Consider the following 19,264-nt stretch of genomic DNA (forward strand, 5'->3'; position numbering starts at 1 on the left):
TCAGGCCGTGGTCATTTCGCCACGGTCGACGTTTTCTGCGGACCGAGTCCGCACGCCTGATATGCGCTGGTTTGCAGCGCGCGGAAGCGCCTGGTTTGCGCCTTGGCGTGGTCGACGCGGAATTCCGCGCCGCCTTCGCCGCCTAGCGTCGCGTACTTCGAGAAGGTCGACTGGTCGACGAATTCGTCGTACGGCAACGACGCGGCCATCTTGTCGATCACGCACGAGCACTTGTAGACGTTCGCGAAATCGTGGCCGTTATCGTCCATGCAGCTGAGCACGTATTCGACGCGGCCCTCGGTCGGATAGTTGTAGCCGCCCGCCCACGCGAGCGGCGCGGCGAGCAGGAGCGAGGTAAAGGCGAGAAGCGCGCGACATCTGTTGGTCATTGAATGCCTCTGCGAGAGCATTGAGCCTGCTTCGCGAACCGCTGCGCGAGATGCGTGCCTTGCGGCCGCGAGGCGACGGGATGCGCGAAGAGGCGGGGCCGGCAACGGCGCCGCGTCTCCTGCGCTTGCATGCGCCGTCAGTTCGGCGCGAACGGATGCGCGACGCTGCCCTTCTTCGCCAGCACTTCAGCCGCGCTCGGGTCGCCGCTGACCGCGCGCTTGATGGCCTCGCGCGTCGCCTGATAGTTGAACTGCTGGATCTTCTTGTCGTCCTCGGCCTGCCAGTGAATGAACACGCCGACGCAGAGGAACAGATCGTCGGCTTCTTCCTGCGGGATCGTGCCGTCCTCGACACTGTCGGCCACCGCGAGCGCGACCGCGTGCTGCGCCGGGCCGAACATCTGCACGGCCTGCTTGGCGCCTTTGATCGTCACCTTGTTGAACAGGATCGTATTGGGCTTCGTGATGAGATTGGGCGCGACGACGGCGAGCAGCGACGTGAATCCGTCCTTGTTGTTGGTGAGGGCGTTGCAGAACGCGGTTTCCGCAGCCGAACCTCGCGGTCCGATCAGCAAGTCGATGTGCGCGACCTCGTTGCCGTCGCCGACGAGCGACTCACCGATCATGACGCGGTTGATCTTGGCCATTCTGTTCCTCCAAAAGAGTAGGTATGGACCTGCTGACGAGGCGCCGCCCGCGATCGTCCGGATCAGCATCGCGAGAGCGGTGCGGGAATGCACGGCGGTACTAACTAACAGGTTCCGTGCCAGTTTTGGCAAAGGGCCTGCTGGCGCGCCTGTCCGGGTCGTGTTCAGTCCAGACGATTCAGGGTTAACCGCGCCCTTCGACGCAGCGCGCAAGAAACAGCGTGGCCACCGCGAGGTCCGCGCTGGTGCCGGGATTGATCGCGCGGGCCTTCAATTCGGCGTCCCAAGCATCGAGTTGCGGATCGCTTGCCGAGCGGCGCGCGGCGGATCGCGTTTGGCGCCAGCGCGCGCGCTGTTCGCGTGCCACGAGCGTGACACTCTGCGCCAGAGCGCGGCCGTGCTTGCGCACAATGTGAGAGTCGGGCCAGCCGCCGAGGAACGTGAGAAACAGGTTGAGCATCGCGATTTCGCCTGGATCGGCGGGCGCGGGTTCGGGCGTTGGTCTCGAGGCTTCGAAGTAGGCGGCGAGGCCGGTGTCGAACAGGTCGGCGAAACCGTTCGCGTACTGCCGCGCGATGCTGTCGCGCTCGCTGGCGAGCCGCATCGCGTCGCGCAGGCCGATCGTCGGCGGTGCGTGGACCGATTGCTCGGGCGCGTCGCCGAGGCCGCCGGGATTGGCGAGCGCGATCGCGCGGTAAGCAAGCCGAGCGTCTTCGACGTCGAGCCGGCTCAGCACGTCGCCGACGGCCGCGCGCCACGCTTGCGCCGACACCGGCGGTTCGCCGGTTTCGTCGAGGGCCGCGGCGAGCGGCGCGACCAGCAGCACGATGCCGAGATTCGTATTGCAGCCGACGGCCGCGCGCGTGCGCGTGACCGCGTCGAGAATGCGCTGTCCGACGCGCTCGCCGCGCGCGAATAGCGCGTCGAGCGACGCGTCCGCGCTGGCGAGGAACTGGGCCGCGTGCATGCCGTGGCCGGGGCTTTGGGTGCTGACGTTGCCGGGTTTCGGCGTGGTGACGTCGAGCGCGCAGGCTTCGAGGAAGGCCGCGCGCGCGTGCTCGACGGGAATCGCATGAGTGTCGGGCATCGCGCTCACGCCCGGCGCTGCGCAGACTGCTCGGGCAACCCGGCGCTAGCGGCTTGCCCGGCCAGCCTGCGATCGAGCAGATCGTCGACGAGCGCCGCCGCGACATCGAGCGGCACGACCGACTGCAAACCGCGCCACGCGGCCACGCCGTTGACTTCGAGCACGAGGGGCAGCGCGGCGTCGTCGGCATTCGGGATCAGGTCCACGCCCGCGTAGTCGAGCCCGAGCGCGGCGGTTGCGCGCACTGCCGTCTGTGCGAGCGGGACCGTGAGCTCGGCGGGCTCGCAGCGCGCGCCTTGCGCAACGTTGTGAATCCAGCCCTTGCCGCCGCTGCGCCGCATCGCCGCAACCGCCTTGCCGCCAATCACCAGCACGCGCCAGTCGAAACCCGGCCGGTCGCTCGCGACGAAGCGCTGCAGATAAGCGACCTGCCGATAACGCGCGAGCGACGGCAATGGCGCGAGCAGCCCGCCGCGCGCGCCGAGCCGTTTGAGCCCGTGGCCTTGCGAGCCGAACAGCGGCTTGAGCACGACCTGACGGCCGGCGGCCGCTTCGTGCATCAGTACGCGTTGCGCGAACGCGGCGGATTCGCCGGCCCAGGTGGCCGGTGTCGGCACGCCCGCGCGATGCAGCAGGAAGCTCGTCATCGACTTGTCGACGCTGCGCTCGATCGCGCGCGCGTCGTTGTACACCGGCACGCCCGATTCGCGCAGCGCGTGCAGGATGCCGAGCCGCAGCGTCACCTGCTCGAAGCTGCCGCCGGCGATGCCGCGTACGAACACCGCGTCCGGCAGCGTGCGGCCGAAGCCCGGGATCGCGAGGCCGTGCGGCAGCCACGTGGTGTCGATGCGGCAATCCGCGAGATCGACGCAACGCGCCTCGGCGCCGCGCGCGCGGAACGCCTTTTTCAGCCGGCCGGTGTGCCAGCCGGTTTCGTCGGTCATGATCGCGATGCGCACGCCTGATGTGATCATCATCGTGCGACGGACTCGCCGCCCCACTGTTTGCGCAGCAGGCCGCCGTCGAGCCGGCCGCCATGATAGGTCGCGCCGCTTTCGAGGCTGCTGACCCACACCTCGGCGGGCGCGAACAGCGCGGGATCGATCTGATAGAAGTCGAAGTTGACGGCCGTGAAGACGTCCGCGAACGGCCGGCCGTAGTCGCGCGAATTGGCGGAGGGGAGGGTGTCGGCGAGACGTTGCGCGATCTCGTCGTGCTGGACGCTCAGGTGCACGCGGCCGCCGTACAGGATCGCGTCGTTGGTGCGGCCCATCGCCTGAATGCCGTCGGGCGCGGGCGGCGGCAGCGGCGCCGAGCCCGTCCCCGCGACGATCTCATCGAGCGGTACGCCGAGCACGTGCACCTTGTGCAGCGCAACTTCGACGACGCGGGCGACGACCTGTACCGTTCCCGCGACAGAGTGTGTCGGCGTGACGATCAGCGTCAGGTGTTCGGGCGCGAGGCCGCAATCGTGCAGCACCTTGTCGATCACGACCTGCGGCGGCAGGCGGTCCACTTCGAGCACCAGCGCGCCGCGCTCGTGGCGGTCGCGATAGCCGAGTTCGTCGAATAGCGGCTCCTTGACCGCGAGCGCGCGCGCGGGCCCCGAGCCGAGCGAAAAGAATCTCTTGCCGCCGGTCTGCTCCCTGGTCGCCGACAGGCTCCAGCCCGCGTACTGGCTGCCCAGACAGGCGAGCACCGGCGACGATGTGCTGACCTCGAGCATCGTCGGCCACAGCGGCGCGGCGTCGAAGTTCGCGCGTACCGCGACGCGGCCGAGACCGCCCATGCAGATGCGCGCGATCAGCACGCCGGCGTCGAGGCTGCCGCGCGCATCGACGCCGGCGTCCGCGATCACGGTGCCGTCGCGCGTGCGCGTCAGTGCGACACCGAGCTGTGCCGCTTGATCGACGAGCCGTGCTACGAGGCGCTCTGAAAGCGCGTTCACGCTCGGCAACGCGGCGGGCGCGGAAGTCTCAGCTGTGGGCGTGGAGGCAGGCATGGTCGGGTTCATCGCAGGTTTCGATTCGTTGGACGACGCGTTCGTGCTGCGCGTCGAGCGCGGTGAGCACCGCGTCCACCGATGCCGCTCGCGCGTGCAGCGTGCAGACCGGCTGCCCTGCGTCGATACGGGTGCCCGGCATCGGTACGTCGCGGCATTGCGGATCGCGCAGGCAGGCGTCCGAGAACGCGGCCGAGACGCTGAACGGCCGCTGCGCGTACAGCACGCGCTGGCCGGCACGCCGGCGCGGCGCGCGGGCGAGCGCGAGGCTCGCGGCCGACGGCGCGCGGCCGTGGCGGCACGCGTCGAGGTGGCAGGCGAGCAGGCCGGCCGGCCATGCATCGGGCGACGCGGTTTCGTAGAGCGCCATCGTCGACGAAGGGCGCGGGTTGATTTCGAGCACCTCGAACGAGGTGCCGTCCGACAGGAAGTCGCAGCTGTTGATGCCGACGAGGCCGGTGTTTGCGCACAGCGCGTCGAGCGCTTGCTGCACGCGCGCGATGAACGCTGGCGGCAAGTCGATCGGCCCGATCGAGCCCGCATGCACGAAGCGCAGATCGCCGATCGCGCAGATGAATTGCTCGGCGAAACCGATCAGATGCGCGCTGCCGTGCGCGCCGATGAAAAGCGCCGACAGCGAGCGGCCCTGGCCAATGCGCTGGAAGTAGCCGTGCGCGGAGTCGGTCGTCAAATGGAACGAGTCGGCCGCCTCGATATGCGTACCGCCACAACCATCCGCCTGCTTGAACAGCCAGCCCTCGGCCGTCGCGGGCCGCTCGAACGACACAGCCGGATGCGCAATCCGCAACGCGTCGAGCAGCGCGAAAAAACGCCGCGGCTCGCGCACGGCCGCGATCGCCTCGGCAGCGTTGCCGAGAAAGCGCGGCAAGCCGGATTCGCGGCACAACTGAGGCATCAAAGGTTCGAGCCCGCTGCCGCCGATCCAGCCAAGCAAACCCGGCAAGCGCGCGACACGCGCAAGCGCATCGACGAGCCGCGCCCGGTCGATCCCGAGCGCGCCATCACCACCGCCGATGTCGAACCATAGCTCGGCGGCCTCGCGCGTGTCGCGGTCGCCGAAGATATCGAGCGCGGCGACATGCAGGCCGGCGCGCGCCGCGGACTGCGCGAGCAAGCGCGCGGACTGCCCGACGACCGCGACCAACGGCGCATGCATGAGCGGGCGGTGCGACTTCATGACGATCGCGCTCAGCCGAGACCGGCCGCGACCGCGCGGGCCTCGTCGTAGGCTTCCGGGAAGCCCAGGTAGACCGGCTTACCACCCGTGCGCATGCGCATGAAGAGGCGATGCTCGACCTGATATTTGACGTTGCCGATCGCCAGCGCGCCGATGCCGACCGCGCCCGCGTTCGGCACGCCGTCGATCGGCTTGCCGTCGTTCATCACATTCACGCCGGCGATGCCTTCGGGCGGCACCGCGTTGACGTCGGCGGCGACGAGCAGGCGCTTCGCATGCACGAGGTCGTCCCTGCCGACCACCTGCGCGCCCGCGACGGCGGTGGCGAGCACGATTTCCGCGTCGGCGAGCGCGCCGCGCAGTTCGGCGGGCGTCGTGGCGCTGATGCCGTTCGTGAAGATGCCGAAGCGCTCGTTGACTTCGGCCGAGGCCCCGCGCGCGCGATTGCGGTCGTGGTGGCTCGCGATCGTCACGTCGGCGCCGCGCGACGCGGCGATCGCCGCCGCGATGCGCCCGACCGCGCCCGTTCCGCCGAGAATCAGCACGCGCTTGCCGCCCAGCTCCACGCCGTGCTGTTTGCCCAGATGCCGCTCGACCAGCGCGACGAGCGCGGCCGCGGTCGTGTACGAACCGCTCGGATCGGCGAACACCGAGACCTCGAACGGCGGGACCATCGCGCGGCGCGCGGTGTCGAGCATGTCGGCGGCCTGCATCACGTCCCGTCCGCCGATGAAGATGCCGGTGCGCGACACCCCTTTCGGGCCGCGCGAGAAGATCGCGTCCTGCGTCAGATTCGCGACCATGCCCGCTTCGACGTTGCAATACGGCACGATGACCTGATAGCCGGCGTCGGCGGCCATGTTGACGTCGAACGGACTCATCTGTGGCGTGGCCGTGAACATGTGCAGGATGTAGGGCCTTTCAAGGGTTTCTGACATGGCGGGGCTCGTTTTAGTGGCAATCTCGGGGACGGCGCAAGGCAAGGCAAGGCCGCGCCGCGCGTGGCAGCGCCTTATGTAAGCGGCGGTAAGCGGCGGCCTGAGCGGTGCAGCGCATCATGCGGCGTCGATGTGCGGCGCGCGCGCCTCGGCGCCGCTGATCGCCGCGCCGCTATTACGGCCCGCGACGACGCTGCATTCGATATGCGGCAGCGCGCTCGCGACGGCGCGCGCGGTCGCGAGTGCGCGGTCGGCCTCGCGCGCGCTCGCGAGCACCGCGAAGCCAGTCGGGCCCCACGAGGTCTGGCCGATGCCGGCGGTGCGTTCGGCGGCGACCGCGCGCAGTACGTGCTCGACGTCGGGACTCGCGAACACGCCGCCTTGCGCGCTCGCGAAATATTCGCCGATGGTCTGCTGCAGCTCGGTGAGGCCGTGCGCGAACGGCGCGAAGTTATGTTCGGCGGCGCCGGGCAGGATCTGCATCAGCACCAGATGGCACAGATGCGCGGCGAGCCGCTGCGGAAACGGCGCGAGCGATGCGAGCGCGCTGCGTTCCTCGGTACCGTGCAAGCCCTCGCGGCTGTTGTCGCTGACGAGCAGCACGCGCCACGGCTGCGGAAACGGCTGGCGCGACAGCAGCGGCGGCATGCTCTGGCGCAGATCGCCGGGCGGGCCGCCATCGAGCAGCAGGCCGCCGCACTCGAAGCCGAGTATGCCGATGCCGGAGCGGGCGCCGCGCCCGAGCAGACTGGCGAGCTCGGCGCTCCGCGCCGGCTGGCCGACGAGGCGCGCGAACGCGGTGCCGACCGCCAGCGCCAGCTGCGTGCCGGAGCCGAGGCCGGTGTGCGCGCGTGGCGCCTCCAGCACGTCGATCGCGAGTGTCGCCGGTCCATAGGCGGCCTGCAGCCGCGCGAGACTCAGCGCGATGCGCTCGCGCTCGGCCTCGCTGACCACCCCGCCGATCTGCTCGCGTTCGGCGAGCCGCGCTTCGATCCGCGTGCCGTGCGTATCGATGACGAGCCCCAGGCTGCCGAACGCACGCCCGAGCGACGCGTTCGGATCGAGAAAGCCCAGATGCAGCCGCGCGGGCGCATCGATCGTGATGGGGGCGCGTGGCGGCAGGCGGCGGAGCTGAAGCGGCATCTCGAGTGTCCTCAGGTGTCCTTGCGGGTGCGCAAGACCGGGTTCGGCCGCGGGGCGTCCGCAACGCGTCGCGGGTTCCAGCGATAAGTGCACCCGGCGACGTCAAGCGAAAGCCGTACCAGGCACGCGCAACGGCCGCCGCCGCGGGTTCGGCCCATTGGAACCTCTAAACGGGCACGCCGCGCCCCACGCGGTTCGCCGCCGCATGGACGCTGTGTGACGCCGAAGGCGCACTGTGTCACGCGCTGTTTCATCCGGCGACAGGAACGCGTGTCAACTGCCTTGCGCGGGTTTGGGCGCGTCGTACTTGATATAGCGGAAGCGCTGATCGTCGGCGGGCGTGCCTTCGAGCGGGCCGTCCTCGAGGCCGGGCTGCCAGTGGACCACCGATTCGATCTTCGTCGCGAGCGCGAAGTCCTTATCGGTGATGCCCTTGGCGCTGTGCGTCTTCAGCTTCACGGTCACGAAGGCGTACGAGACCGTCAGATCGGGGTGGTGCCAGGCGGCTTCCGCGAGGTGGCCGACGGTGTTGACCACCATCAGCGTTCCCTTCCAGCCCTCGGTGCGGTATTTGCGCCGCAGCCAGCCATCTTCCAGATACCAGTGCTGCAGCGGACCGACGAGGCGCTGCTGGATCTCTTCGTCGGTATAGACGTGCTCGGTGTTTGCCATGGCTGTTGCTCCTCGAATGCGCGAATCGATCGCCGAACGAAGCATCGTTGCAAGTGACAGGCCCGTGCCGCGGCGTGTGATTCGCAAAGGACACGATTCGTATCACGCAAGTGACACAGTATGTGCCGCATCGCGTGACGCAGGCCCTTCAGCTTACCGCCATGCAAGCATCGGCGTGCAACGCCCGAGTGCCGCGACGCCTCGCGCGTGCCGAGTCGCCGGGCCAGCGCAGCCAATAGCGGCAAACGTTGCCGCTGTTCCGGCATGGAATATGCGTCGGCCGTTCATGCGTCGCGAAGCCCGACATCGAATCGGGATAGCGCGTTAATCGTTACCCGCACTCGAGAAGGCGCGCACGATGCGATGAGGTAGCGTGGGTCATTCGTGAGTTGAACAGCAGGACAATTCTGGAGGAGACATGAACTTACGCAATGTAGTTCTTGGGCTCGCGATCCTCGCATCCGCAGCCTTTGGCTCTCTGGCTGCGCAGGCCGATTCGCAGCTCGACGGGCTGATGAAAAATCCAGCCAACTGGGCGGCCCAGGCGGGCGATTATGCGAATCACCGCTACAGCCCGCTCAAGCAGATCAACGAGAACAACGTCGGCAAACTGCAGGTCGCATGGACCATGTCGACCGGGGTGCTACGCGGCCATGAAGGCGCGCCGCTCGTGATCGGCGACACGATGTATGTCCACTCCCCGTTTCCGAACAAGGTCATTGCGGTCAACCTGAAGGATCAGACGTTCCTCTGGCAGTATCAGCCGAAACAGGACGAGCAGGTCGTCTCCGTGATGTGCTGCGACACCGTCAATCGCGGTCTCGCGTACGGCGACGGCAAGATCTTCCTGCAGCAGGCCGACACCAAGCTCGTCGCGCTGAACGCGAAGACGGGCGACGTGGTGTGGACCGCGCAGAACGGCAATCCGAAAGCCGGCGAAACCAACACCAACGCGCCGCACGTATTCGGCGACAAGGTGCTGACCGGGATCTCGGGCGGCGAGTTCGGCGTGCGCGGGCGTCTGATCGCGTACGACATCAAGACCGGCAAACCGGCCTGGACCGCGTACAGCACGGGCCCCGACAACGATATGCTGCTCGACCCGCAAAAGACGATGACGTACTCCAACGGCCAGATGGTGCCGGTGGGCGCGGATTCGTCGCTGAAGTCATGGAAGGGCGATCAGTGGAAGCTCGGCGGCGGCACCACGTGGGGCTGGTATGCGTGGGATCCGAAACTCAACCTTGTGTACTACGGTACCGGCAATCCGGGCACATGGAACCCGACGCAACGTCCGGGCGACAACAAATGGTCGATGTCGATCTTCGCGCGCGACCTGAATACCGGCATGGCCAAATGGGTCTACCAGATGACGCCGCACGACGAATGGGACTATGACGGCGTCAACGAAATGATCCTGTCCGATCTGACGATCAACGGCAAGCAGGTGCCCGCGATCGTGCACTTCGACCGGAACGGCTTCGGCTATACGCTCAATCGCGTAACCGGACAGCTGCTGGTCGCGCAGAAGTACGACCCGGCGGTGAACTGGGCCGACCGTGTCGACCTGCAAAGCGGCCTGCCGATTCGCAACGCGGCGTACTCGACGCAGGCGGCCGGCTCCGATCACAACGTGAAGGGCATCTGCCCGGCGGCACTCGGTTCGAAGGACCAGCAACCGGCGGCATACGATCCGAACTCGCACCTGTTCCTCGTGCCGACCAACCACGTCTGTATGGACTACGAGCCGTTCGATGTCGACTACGTGTCGGGACAGCCGTATGTCGGCGCCACGCTGTCGATGTATCCGGGCCCGAACGAGGGCAACGCGATGGGCAACTTCATCGCGTGGGATGCGAGCAAGGGCAAGATCGTCTACTCGAAGCCGGAGAGGTTCTCGGTGTGGTCGGGTGTGCTGGCGACCGCGGGCGGCATCGCGTTCTACGGCACGCTGGAAGGCTACCTGAAGGCGGTGCGCATCAAGGACGGCAAGGAACTGTGGCGCTTCAAGACGCCGTCGGGAATCATCGGCAACGTCTTCACGTATGAGTATCAGGGCAAGCAGTACGTCGGCGTGTATTCGGGCATCGGCGGCTGGGCCGGCATCGGCATGGCGGCAGGTCTGGAGAAGCCGACCGAAGGTCTGGGTGCGGTCGGCGGCTACAAAGATCTCGCGAAGTACACCGCGCTCGGCGGCACGCTGTTCGTGTTCGCGATTCCTGGCGAAAAGAGCTGAACGAACGGCTGAAATGAAAGGCTGAACGAGCGGGGCGGCTTGAACAGGCACGGCCGCCCCGTCAGCCTCGCGCAAGCATTGAATCACCCCCAGATCGCGCCCGTTGGTGGATGGATGCGTCGATGAAACGCATCGGGGCGCGGCTTATTCCCAGATGGAGACATGTGCATGAAAGGCCGATCTATCCTGTTGCTCACGGTGTTGCCCGCAGCGCTCGTCGTGCTGCCCGTCGGATACGCGCAGAACAATCCTTCGATTGCGCAGGTCGCGTACAAGGTGGTCGACGGCACCAAGGTGGACAGTAATACGCTGCAGGGCTGGAAGACGTGGCGCGCGCTCGCTTGCGAACGCTGCCACGGCGCGCAGCAGCAGGGCATGGTCGGGCCGTCGCTGATCGACGCGTTCAAGACGCTGGACAAGACCGAGTTTCATCGCACGGTGTTCGGCGGCCGGGTGGACAAGGGCATGCCCGATTTCAGCACGAGCCAGATGATGCAGAAGAACTGGGAAAACCTCTACGCGTACCTGAAAGGGCGCTCCGATGGACAGATCAAGCCGGGCGATCTGAAGGCCATCGACGCCAACTAACGCCGTGCCGTCACTCTTCCGGAGGCTCACGATGCGTGATAAGAGAAGCATGTCCGTGCATGTCAGCGTGATCGCGGCCGCGTTGTGTGGCGCGGCGCTCGCGAGCGCCGCGGTCCGGGCGGACGGCCCCGCGCTGCCGAACAACGACGGCGCGGACGGCGTGCTCAGGGTGTGCGCGGACCCGAACAACATGCCGTTGTCGAACGACAAGGGCGAGGGCTACGAGAACCGCATCGCGGCCCAGATGGCGAGCGACTTCGGCTACAAGCTCGAATACACGTACTTTCCGCAGCGCATGGGCTTCGTGCGCCACACGCTGCGCGAGAAGGAGGACGGCAGCGAGCGCTATCGGTGCGACCTGATCATCGGCGTGCCGAAGGGCTATGACATGACGTCGACGACGCAGCCGTATCTGCGCTCGACCTACGCAATGGTGCTGCCGAACCGCCCCGAGTTCGCGAGCATCAAGACGCCCGACGACCTGCTGAAGCTGCCGCCCGATCAACTGCACAAGCTGCGCTTCGGCATCTTTTCGCAAACCCCCGCGGTGGACTGGCTGCTCGGCCACAACCTGATCGACCAGGCGGTGTCGTACCAGGTGCAAAGCGGCGATCCGGCCGTGTACCCGGGCCAGATGATCGAACACGACCTGCGCGCGGGCAACGTCGACGTGGTGTTCCTGTGGGGGCCGATTGCCGGCTACTTCGCAAAGCGCGCCGGTGATTCGGTCAGGCTCGTGCCGTTCCCGCCGGGGCCCGGCATCCGCTTCGACTACACGATTTCGATGGGCGTGCGCTACGGCGAGAAGGACTGGAAGGACAAGGTGGATCAATGGATCGGCGCGAATCACGACAAGATCGACAGCATCCTCGCGACCTACCAGGTGCCGATGCTCAAACCGGTCGACGCGCCGGCGGGCAAGCCTGGCGACGCGTCGCCATGACGCGCGCGCGCGGCGCCTGGCTGCGCGCGGCACGCGCCGCGCTGATGGGGACGCTGTGTGTGCTGTGCCTCGCGCCAGCCGCCGCGCGTGCGGCGAGTCCGGCGTCGGCGCCGGGCGGCGACGAGATCACGCCGGCCGAGCGGCTGATTTTTCTGACCGATCATCTGCACGGCGTCGCCGCGCAGACCGAACTCGACTACGCGCTGATCGATTCCGGGCAGCCGTCTCGCAGCGCCGATGTCGTCAAGGTGCTGGTGCTGAGCGAGAACAACGCGAAAGGCGACGCACAGGTGTCCGACCATAGCGGCAGCGTGAACCTGCCGATCGGCGGCCTGCAGTGCAATCCGGCAATCATTTATTTTCTCGAACACGACATCGCGGAGATGCAGGGTCTCACCGGCGGGCAGCGCCGCTATTTCCAGCAGCGTCTGCGTCTCGCGCTCGCCGCGGGGCCGCAGATCGAGAGCGTGCCGAGCGAGGTCGGCGGCAAGCCGGTCAGCGCGCGGCGCATCGTCGTGCAGCCTTATCTGAACGATCCGAACGCGGAGCGCTTCGCACAATACACGGGCAAGCGCTACACGTTCCTGCTCGCCGACGGCGTGCCGGGCCAGGTCGTGCAGATCCGCACCGACGTGCCGGGTCCCAACAACGACTTTGCGCATCCGGCGCATACGGAGTCGTTGAGCTTTCAATCGGCACTGAACAAGTTGCCTTCGGGCAAGGCGCCGGCGAAACCGTCATCGAATGCGCCGCGAGCGAGTCGCTGAATCAAATGCAGAACGCGAGTTTCGCGACGAACCGGGTCAAGCTGAATTTCGTTCGCACGCTGACCCTGCGGCAGTTGCAGATTTTCGTCGTCGCGAGCCGCTATACGAGTTTCGCGCGCGCGGCCGAGGAGCTGCATCTGACGCAGCCGGCGGTGTCGATGCAGATTCATCAGCTCGAAGAGGCGGTCGGCCTGCGGCTGTTCGAGCGCATCGCGCGCAAGCTCACGCTGACCGAAGCGGGCGAGGTGCTGACCCATCACGCGAGCCGCATTCTCGGCGAAATCAAGGACACCGAAGACGCGATGATGTCGCTGAAGCAGGCCGACAGCGGCTCGATCAACATGGGCATCGTCAGTTCGGCGACCTACTTCGCGCCGAAACTGCTGGCGATGTACTCGCATCTATACCCGAAGGTCGACGTGCACTTCTCGGTCGGCAATCGCGACGCGTTGCTGCGTCTGTTGCAGGACAACGCGATCGATCTCGCGATCATGGGCCGCCCGCCGCCCGAACTCGATACGACGGCCGAGCCGCTCGCGAGTCATCCTCAGGTGGTGATCGCGCCGCTCGATCATCCGCTGTGCGGCGCGCGCCGCTTCGATCTGCAGGAGTTGCGCCGCGACACCTTCCTGCTGCGCGAGCCGGGCTCGGGTACGCGCATGGCCGCCGAGGCGATGTTCCGGCAGCATCTGTTCACACCCGCGAAAACGGTCACGCTCGGCAGCAACGAAACGATCAAGCAGGCGGTGATGGCGGGCATGGGCGTGAGTCTGATCTCGCTGCATACGTTGCAACTGGAGTTGCGCACCGGCGAGATCGCGCTGCTCGACGTGAACGGCACGCCGATCGAACGCGCGTGGCAGGTCGTGCATCTGCGCACGAAGCAGCTTTCGCCGACCAGCATGATGTTCCGGCAGTTTCTGCTCGAGCACGCGGCGGTGCATCTGGAGCAGGAATATGCCCAGTTTGCCGGGGTGTTTGCGAAACCGCCGGTCGGCGCGAAGCGGTAGCGTCATGCGCTCGTCGGCTTGCTGGTGAACGACGCGTCCCAGGCGGCGTCGATGGCACAGTCTGTACCCGGCTGTCGTGACAGGCTGCCAACTTTTCGCATTCGATTTAACTCTTGGGTCCCGTGCTCACGATCGGCATAAACCATGCTTGAACGGAAGGCTGGCGAGCGCTTGAAGCGCGTCGACGTTCGGGCGTCGTGCAAATAAACGCCAGCACCACGGAAGGGGATCGCAGCGATGGTTTCCGGCGAGCAGCTTCAGGACTGGCGTTCTCACGCCCAGCGGATCGAAAACGAAGTCGCGAGAGTCGTCGTCGGTCAGCAGCAAACGCTGAGGCTTATCAACGTCGCGTTGTTCGCACGCGGCCACGTCCTGCTCGAAGGCGGCGTCGGGGTCGGCAAGACGACGGTGTTGCGGGCGTTCGCGCGCGTGGTCGGCGGCGATTTCGAGCGCGTCGAAGGGACGATCGATCTGATGCCGGGCGACCTCGTCTATCACACCTATGTCGATGCCGACGGCAAGCCGCGCATCGAACCGGGCCCGCTGCTGCGCCACGGCGAGCAGCTGACCACCTTCTTCTTCAACGAGATCAATCGCGCGCGTCCGCAGGTGCAATCGCTGCTGTTGCGCGCGATGGCCGAACGTTCCGTGTGGGCGTTCGACCGCGAGCATCGCTTTCCGCACATGACCGTATACGCCGACCGCAACAAGGTCGAGAAGGAAGAGACCTTCGAGCTCGCGTCGGCGGCGCGCGACCGCTTCCTGTTCGAGCTGAACATGCCGACGCCGACCGACGAGGACGCGCGGCGCAGCCTCGTCTTCGACACGAGGTTCCACGACGTCGACGGCCTGCTCGCGCAGCTGACTCCGTCGATCGTGCCGTGGGAACAGTTGAACCGGATCGGCGCGGCGATCCAGCAGGGCGTGCAGGCGAGCGAGACGATCGAGCGCTACGTGCACGACATCTGGCAGGCGACGGAAACGCCGGCGCGCTTCGGCATCGCGCTCGACGGCGTCGACATGGAGCAGCTGATTCTCGCGGGCGCAAGTCCGCGCGGCATGAGCGCGCTGCTGCGGGGCGCGCGCGTGGTCGCGTGGCTCGCGGGACGCACGCATCTGCTTCCGGAGGACATTCACGAAGTGCTGCTGCCGGCGCTGGGGCATCGGGTGTTCTTCACACCGATCTACGAGCTACGCCGCCAGGAGCTGGCCGAGGCGCTGATCGCGCGGATCGTCGCGAACGTCGCCGTGCCTCGCTGAACTGCGGCGCGCGCACCACGATGAACGACACCGCGGAATTCCACTACCGTCTGCCGATGCGCGCGGCCGGCGCGCGGCCCGGCTCGCATCCGGGCTCGAGCTTCGGCTCGGGTCAGCAGTTCGCGATGCACGGCCGGTTGTTCGACTACCCGGACCCGCGCCGGCTCGATCTGCGCGCGAGCTTGCGCGCGGCGCGCGACGAGTGGCTCGTGCGCGTGCATTTGCAGCGCGTCGCGGTGCCGGTGTTCGTGATCGTCGACGTATCGGCGTCGATGCGGTTCGGCAGCCGTAAAACGAAGCTGGAGGTCGCCGCCGATTTCGTCGAAGCGCTCGGCCATAGCGCGTTCCGGGTCGGCGACCGGCTCGGCATGCTGGCCTTCGATGGCGGCGAACGCGACGATCTGTTCATGCCGGCGCGCACGGGGCGGGGCACGGGCTCGCTGCTCGCGAGCATGCTGCGCGAACGCGCCGGTGAAACGGCTGATCGTCAGGCGAATGGTCAGGCAGAACGTCAGGCAGAACGTCAGGCCGGACGCGCGGCCGTCGAAGGATTGCGGCGTTGCGCGATCCGTATCGCTGGACGCCAGGCGCTCGTGTTCGTCGTGTCCGATTTCCACTGGCCGCTCGCGCGACTGTCGTCGGTACTCGACATGCTGGTGCATGCGTGCGTGGTGCCGATGGTCGTGTGGGACGCGGCCGAGATCACGCCGCCGCAGCACGCGTCGCTGCTGGCCGTCAACGATGCCGAGTCCGGCGAGGAGCGTCGCGTGTGGCTTTCCCGCGATGTGCGCGAGCGCTGGCGCGAAGGCGTCGCGCGCCGTCGCGACGAACTCGCCGCGGGGTTCGGCGCGCGCGGCATCCGGCCGTTCTATGTCGAAGGCGCGTTCGATCCGGAAGCGATGTCGCGTTACTTTCTGGAGATGACGGTATGAGCGCGCGCGGTGTGCGCGGTGGCGGCGCTCGTCGGGCGGCGCTGCATATGCTGATCGCGTCGCTTTGCGGCGCCGCGAGCGCGACGGCCAGTGCTGCCGTGGCGACCGCGCTCGTTCAGGAGCCGCGCGCGTTCGGCTATGTGCTCGGCGATGTGCTGACGCAGCGCGTGCTGCTGGAGGCCAACGATCGGGACGTCGGCGCGGTCACGCCGCCTTCGGTCGGACGCACGGGCGTGTGGCTCGAACGCCGGCCCGTGACGCTCGAAACCGATGCCAACGGCCGCAAGTGGATGGTGATCGCGTATCAGGTCGTCAACGCGCCGCAGACGCTCACGCAGATCACGTTGCCCGCGTTGACGTTGACGTCGGCGGCGGGCACGCAATTGCAGGTCGCCGAATGGCCGGCGAGCATCGGACCGTTGACGCCGCAAACCGCGTTCGCCGCAGGGGATTTGCAGCCGCTGCGGCCTGATCGTCAGGCACCCATGCTGGGCACGGCCGGCTGGCGTCGGCAGATCGCGTGGGCGCTCGGCTTGCTGCTCGTGACCCTGCTCGCGTGGGCGAGCTGGTGGTGGGCGCGCAACCGACGCGAGGCGGCACGGCTGCCGTTCGCGCGTGCATGGCGGCAGATGCAGCGGCTGCCGGAGGTGCCCGCTGCTTCATCGAACGATGCGTGGGTCTGCCTGCATCGCGCACTGAACGAAACCGCCGGCCAGGTCGTGCATGCGGCTTCGCTATCCGCGTTGCTCGCGCGCGCGCCCTATCTGCAACCGCTGCGCGCGCAGCTCGAACGTTTCTATCTGGCGTCGTCCGAGCGCTTTTTCACACCGGCGCCGAAGGCCGTCGGGAATCCCGGCGAGCTTTCGTTGCACGCGCTGTGCCGTGCGTTGTATCGGGCGGAGAGGCGCCATCAGCGATGACCATGAGCCTCGATTTCGCTCTGCCGTGGATGCTGGTGCTGCTGCCGCTCGCCGCGCTGCCGCTGCTGCGGCGACGCAGCGACACGCTGGTGTTTTCGAGCGTCGCGTGGCTGCCCGCCGACGATCTCGGGCGCGCGGCCGGCTGGCTCGTACGCGGCGGCGCGGCACTGGCGATCGCCGCGATCGTCGTCGGGCTGGCGGGGCCGGGGCGCTCGCAGTTGCAGGTGCTGCGCACCGGCAGCGGCGCGCAGATCCTGATCCTGATGGACCGCAGCGCGAGCATGGACGAGCCGATGGGCAGCAAGGGCGTCGAGGCGCCGCGCGGCGACTCCAAGAACCACGTGGCGCGCGCCGCGTTGACGCGCTTCGTCGAGCAGCGGCCCAACGACCGGCTCGCGTTCATGATGTTTGGCACCAACCCCGTGCTGGCGATGCCGTTCACGTACAACCATCGCGTGATCGAGGCCGCTGTCGCGGCGACGGCGATTGGCCGTGGCATGCCGGACACCGAGCTCGATCGCGGCATGCTCGCGGCGATCGCGCAGTTCGACGGGCGCTTGTCGTCGGGCCGCCGCGCGATCGTGCTCGTCTCCGATGGCGGCGCGTTGCTCGACGAAACGATGCAACGGCGCATCGAGGCGGGACTGCGACGCAACCGGATCGCCCTGTACTTCATCTACTTGCGCAGCAGCGTCTTCAGTCCCGATCTGAACGCGACGCAGCCCGTCAGCGGAACCTCGGCCGAAGCGCAGCTGCATCGCTTCTTTCTGACGCTCAGGACACCGTATAGGCTGTTTCAGGCCGAAGACCCGAAGGCGATGATGGCGGCGATCGCGGAGATCAACCGGCAGCAGAACGCGACGACGACGTTCGTCGAGCATCTGCCTCGCCAGGACCTGAGTCTGTACTGTTTCGCGCTGGCGCTGTTCTGTTCGGCGCTGCTGGTGCTGCTGCACCAGTTGCAGGTCAGGAGCTGGGCATGAAGCGCACGCTGATCCATACGCTGTTCGGCACCGTGGCGATCTGTTGCGCCGCGTGGGCCGCGTATGGCTTCGTTCGTCTGCAGCACGCGGAGCGCGTCGATCAGGCCATTCTCGCGATGAACGCCGCTTCGCGCGACCAGCCTGCCGGCGACGACGCGCGCGAGGTCCAACTGGCCCGCGCGATAGCGCTGTCGAAAGCGGGCGCGTATGACGCGGCGGCGCGGCTCTATAACGGTCTGATCCCCGAGGGCAGCCCGCCTGACGAAGTCGGCCGCGCGGCGCTGTTCGATCTCGGCAACCTGTACCTGCGCGAAGGCAGCGGCGAGACGGCGCAGACGGTCAGGTCTCTCGCGATGATCGGTGAGGCCAAGGCGCGCTACCGGCTCGCGCTGCGCGCGGCGCCCGACGATTGGGACGTGCGCTACAACCTCGAGCGCGCGCTGTGGCTTGCGCCGGAAACACCGTCCGCGCTCGCCGGGCCCGATGTGAAAGAGCAGCACGACGTCAAGCTGCGTGACCCGCAGAGTCAGGACTTGCCATGAGCGGCGTCTCGCGCGAGCGCGGCTTCGCAAGATGGCGTCACGCGTTGACGCCGCTCGCGCTCGTCGCATTGATCGCGGCGGTTGCGATGCCGGACGTCACTTTGCCGCGCAACACGTTTAACTACATCGTGACGTTCGATATCACGCAAAGCATGAACGTCGAGGACGTGGTGCTCGACGGCGCTCCGGTCAGCCGGCTCAAATTCGCGCAGGCCGCGATGCGCGACGCGCTGGGGCGCTTGCCGTGCGGCTCGAAGGTCGGCTGGAGCGTGTTCACGGGGCAACGGGCGTTGCTGCTGATGGCGCCGGTCGAAGTCTGTGGCAACTACGACGCGCTGCTGGTGTCGCTCGAGGGCATCGACGGGCGCATGCGCTGGACCAACTGGAGCCGCATTGCCGAGGGCGGTGTGTATTCGGCCGTGCGGGTCGCGCAGGAGGTCGGCGGCGGCGCGGCCATCGCGTTCGTCACCGATGGTCAGGAGGCGCCGCCGGTATCGGCGGCGCGCCCGCTGATGGAGGGCATCAATGCCGCGCGAATCAGGGGCTGGCTGATCGGCGTCGGCGGCGACCAGCCAGCGGCCATTCCGAAGACCGACGCCGACGGTAACCGGATCGGCTACTGGCAGGCCGACGACGTGATCCAGGTGCCGCCGACGCCAGGCTCCGGTGTCGAGGCGCAAACGCACGAGGAGTTGTCCGAATTGCGCGGCGAGTACCTTGCGTCGGTGGCGGGGCAGACTGGCCTCGACTACCGGCGCCTGCTGAACGTGACGTCGTTCGGCGATGCGCTGCTCGATGCGCGCTTCGCTCGCCGCGAACCGGTGCCGACCGATCTGCGCTGGTGTCCAGCGCTGCTCGCGTTGCTGCTGCTCGTCGCGCGTTTCATGCCGGATGCCGTTCTCGCATGGCCGCGCGCCTGGCGAAAGCGCATTCGAACGAGCGTTTTGCAGATCGCGCCGGCATTCAATGGCCGGCCGACACGAGTCGACTGACTCACGCGAGCGCGA

20 protein-coding genes are annotated in these 19,264 nt (G+C 67.5%); 11 read left to right on the forward strand and 9 right to left on the reverse strand.

What is annotated here, in order from left to right; all coding sequences use genetic code 11:
• Window positions 1-11: 11 nt before the first annotated feature.
• From F6X40_RS25505 to F6X40_RS25545, 9 genes are all read right to left on the reverse strand, one after another.
• On the reverse strand, window positions 12-389 hold the full coding sequence (locus F6X40_RS25505; protein WP_184064719.1) for a hypothetical protein: 378 nt from the start codon (window positions 387-389) through the stop codon (window positions 12-14).
• A gap of 137 nt (window positions 390-526) precedes the next feature.
• Window positions 527-1,036, reverse strand: a complete 510-nt coding sequence (gene fae / locus F6X40_RS25510; RefSeq protein WP_090809086.1) for a formaldehyde-activating enzyme — start codon at window positions 1,034-1,036, stop codon at window positions 527-529.
• A gap of 184 nt (window positions 1,037-1,220) precedes the next feature.
• A complete protein-coding gene (locus tag F6X40_RS25515; RefSeq protein WP_187629689.1) occupies window positions 1,221-2,123 on the reverse strand; it encodes a triphosphoribosyl-dephospho-CoA synthase in 903 nt (300 codons plus the stop codon).
• Window positions 2,124-2,128: 5 nt separating this feature from the next.
• Window positions 2,129-3,100, reverse strand: coding sequence for a RimK family alpha-L-glutamate ligase (locus tag F6X40_RS25520; protein ID WP_187629690.1), 972 nt, complete (start codon window positions 3,098-3,100; stop codon window positions 2,129-2,131).
• On the reverse strand, window positions 3,097-4,137 hold the full coding sequence (mch, locus tag F6X40_RS25525) for a methenyltetrahydromethanopterin cyclohydrolase (protein ID WP_262421544.1): 1,041 nt from the start codon (window positions 4,135-4,137) through the stop codon (window positions 3,097-3,099). The genes F6X40_RS25520 and mch overlap by 4 nt, the downstream gene beginning before the upstream one ends.
• On the reverse strand, window positions 4,100-5,323 hold the full coding sequence (locus tag F6X40_RS25530; RefSeq protein WP_187629691.1) for an ATP-grasp domain-containing protein: 1,224 nt from the start codon (window positions 5,321-5,323) through the stop codon (window positions 4,100-4,102). Before F6X40_RS25530 ends, mch begins: the two co-directional genes overlap by 38 nt.
• An 11-nt stretch (window positions 5,324-5,334) precedes the next feature.
• Window positions 5,335-6,261: an NAD(P)-dependent methylenetetrahydromethanopterin dehydrogenase gene (locus F6X40_RS25535; RefSeq protein WP_187629692.1), complete on the reverse strand. Its 927-nt coding sequence runs from the start codon at window positions 6,259-6,261 to the stop codon at window positions 5,335-5,337.
• A gap of 117 nt (window positions 6,262-6,378) precedes the next feature.
• Entirely contained in the window at window positions 6,379-7,404 is a 1,026-nt protein-coding gene (locus tag F6X40_RS25540; protein WP_090810411.1) for a beta-ribofuranosylaminobenzene 5'-phosphate synthase family protein, read from the reverse strand.
• 273 nt (window positions 7,405-7,677) lie between these two features.
• On the reverse strand, window positions 7,678-8,076 hold the full coding sequence (locus F6X40_RS25545; protein WP_090809095.1) for a 4a-hydroxytetrahydrobiopterin dehydratase: 399 nt from the start codon (window positions 8,074-8,076) through the stop codon (window positions 7,678-7,680).
• A 418-nt stretch (window positions 8,077-8,494) separates the two neighbouring features.
• Here F6X40_RS25545 and F6X40_RS25550 point away from each other — a divergent pair, with 418 nt between their 5' ends.
• The 11 genes from F6X40_RS25550 (at window position 8,495) to F6X40_RS25600 (ending at window position 19,249) form a co-directional block, all read left to right on the forward strand.
• Window positions 8,495-10,312: a methanol/ethanol family PQQ-dependent dehydrogenase gene (locus tag F6X40_RS25550; protein WP_187629693.1), complete on the forward strand. Its 1,818-nt coding sequence runs from the start codon at window positions 8,495-8,497 to the stop codon at window positions 10,310-10,312.
• Between the two features lie 168 nt (window positions 10,313-10,480).
• A complete protein-coding gene (locus tag F6X40_RS25555; RefSeq protein ID WP_184064737.1) occupies window positions 10,481-10,900 on the forward strand; it encodes a c-type cytochrome in 420 nt (139 codons plus the stop codon).
• Window positions 10,901-10,931: 31 nt separating this feature from the next.
• A complete protein-coding gene (locus tag F6X40_RS25560) occupies window positions 10,932-11,843 on the forward strand; it encodes a substrate-binding domain-containing protein (protein ID WP_187629694.1) in 912 nt (303 codons plus the stop codon).
• On the forward strand, window positions 11,840-12,610 hold the full coding sequence (locus F6X40_RS25565) for a hypothetical protein (RefSeq protein ID WP_184067363.1): 771 nt from the start codon (window positions 11,840-11,842) through the stop codon (window positions 12,608-12,610). Before F6X40_RS25560 ends, F6X40_RS25565 begins: the two co-directional genes overlap by 4 nt.
• Window positions 12,611-12,615: 5 nt before the next feature.
• Window positions 12,616-13,620 carry a LysR family transcriptional regulator gene (locus tag F6X40_RS25570; protein WP_187629695.1) on the forward strand — a complete coding sequence of 335 codons (1,005 nt, stop codon included), beginning with the start codon at window positions 12,616-12,618 and terminating at the stop codon, window positions 13,618-13,620.
• Window positions 13,621-13,857: 237 nt separating this feature from the next.
• On the forward strand, window positions 13,858-14,880 hold the full coding sequence (locus F6X40_RS25575) for an AAA family ATPase (protein ID WP_187629696.1): 1,023 nt from the start codon (window positions 13,858-13,860) through the stop codon (window positions 14,878-14,880).
• Window positions 14,881-14,900: 20 nt separating this feature from the next.
• Window positions 14,901-15,812, forward strand: coding sequence for a DUF58 domain-containing protein (locus F6X40_RS25580; RefSeq protein ID WP_187629697.1), 912 nt, complete (start codon window positions 14,901-14,903; stop codon window positions 15,810-15,812).
• Window positions 15,809-16,732, forward strand: coding sequence for a calcium incorporation protein MxaA (locus tag F6X40_RS25585; protein WP_187629698.1), 924 nt, complete (start codon window positions 15,809-15,811; stop codon window positions 16,730-16,732). The genes F6X40_RS25580 and F6X40_RS25585 overlap by 4 nt, the downstream gene beginning before the upstream one ends.
• Window positions 16,729-17,715 (forward strand): vWA domain-containing protein, encoded by a 987-nt coding sequence (locus tag F6X40_RS25590; RefSeq protein ID WP_090809112.1) that lies wholly within the window; start codon window positions 16,729-16,731, stop codon window positions 17,713-17,715. Before F6X40_RS25585 ends, F6X40_RS25590 begins: the two co-directional genes overlap by 4 nt.
• Window positions 17,712-18,257: a tetratricopeptide repeat protein gene (locus F6X40_RS25595; protein ID WP_187629699.1), complete on the forward strand. Its 546-nt coding sequence runs from the start codon at window positions 17,712-17,714 to the stop codon at window positions 18,255-18,257. The genes F6X40_RS25590 and F6X40_RS25595 overlap by 4 nt, the downstream gene beginning before the upstream one ends.
• A complete protein-coding gene (locus F6X40_RS25600) occupies window positions 18,254-19,249 on the forward strand; it encodes an MxaL protein (RefSeq protein WP_187629700.1) in 996 nt (331 codons plus the stop codon). The genes F6X40_RS25595 and F6X40_RS25600 overlap by 4 nt, the downstream gene beginning before the upstream one ends.
• Window positions 19,250-19,264: the final 15 nt, after the last annotated feature.

Origin of the sequence: Paraburkholderia sp. UCT31 (assembly GCF_014397655.1) — a bacterium.
GTDB classification, from domain to species: domain Bacteria; phylum Pseudomonadota; class Gammaproteobacteria; order Burkholderiales; family Burkholderiaceae; genus Paraburkholderia; species Paraburkholderia tuberum.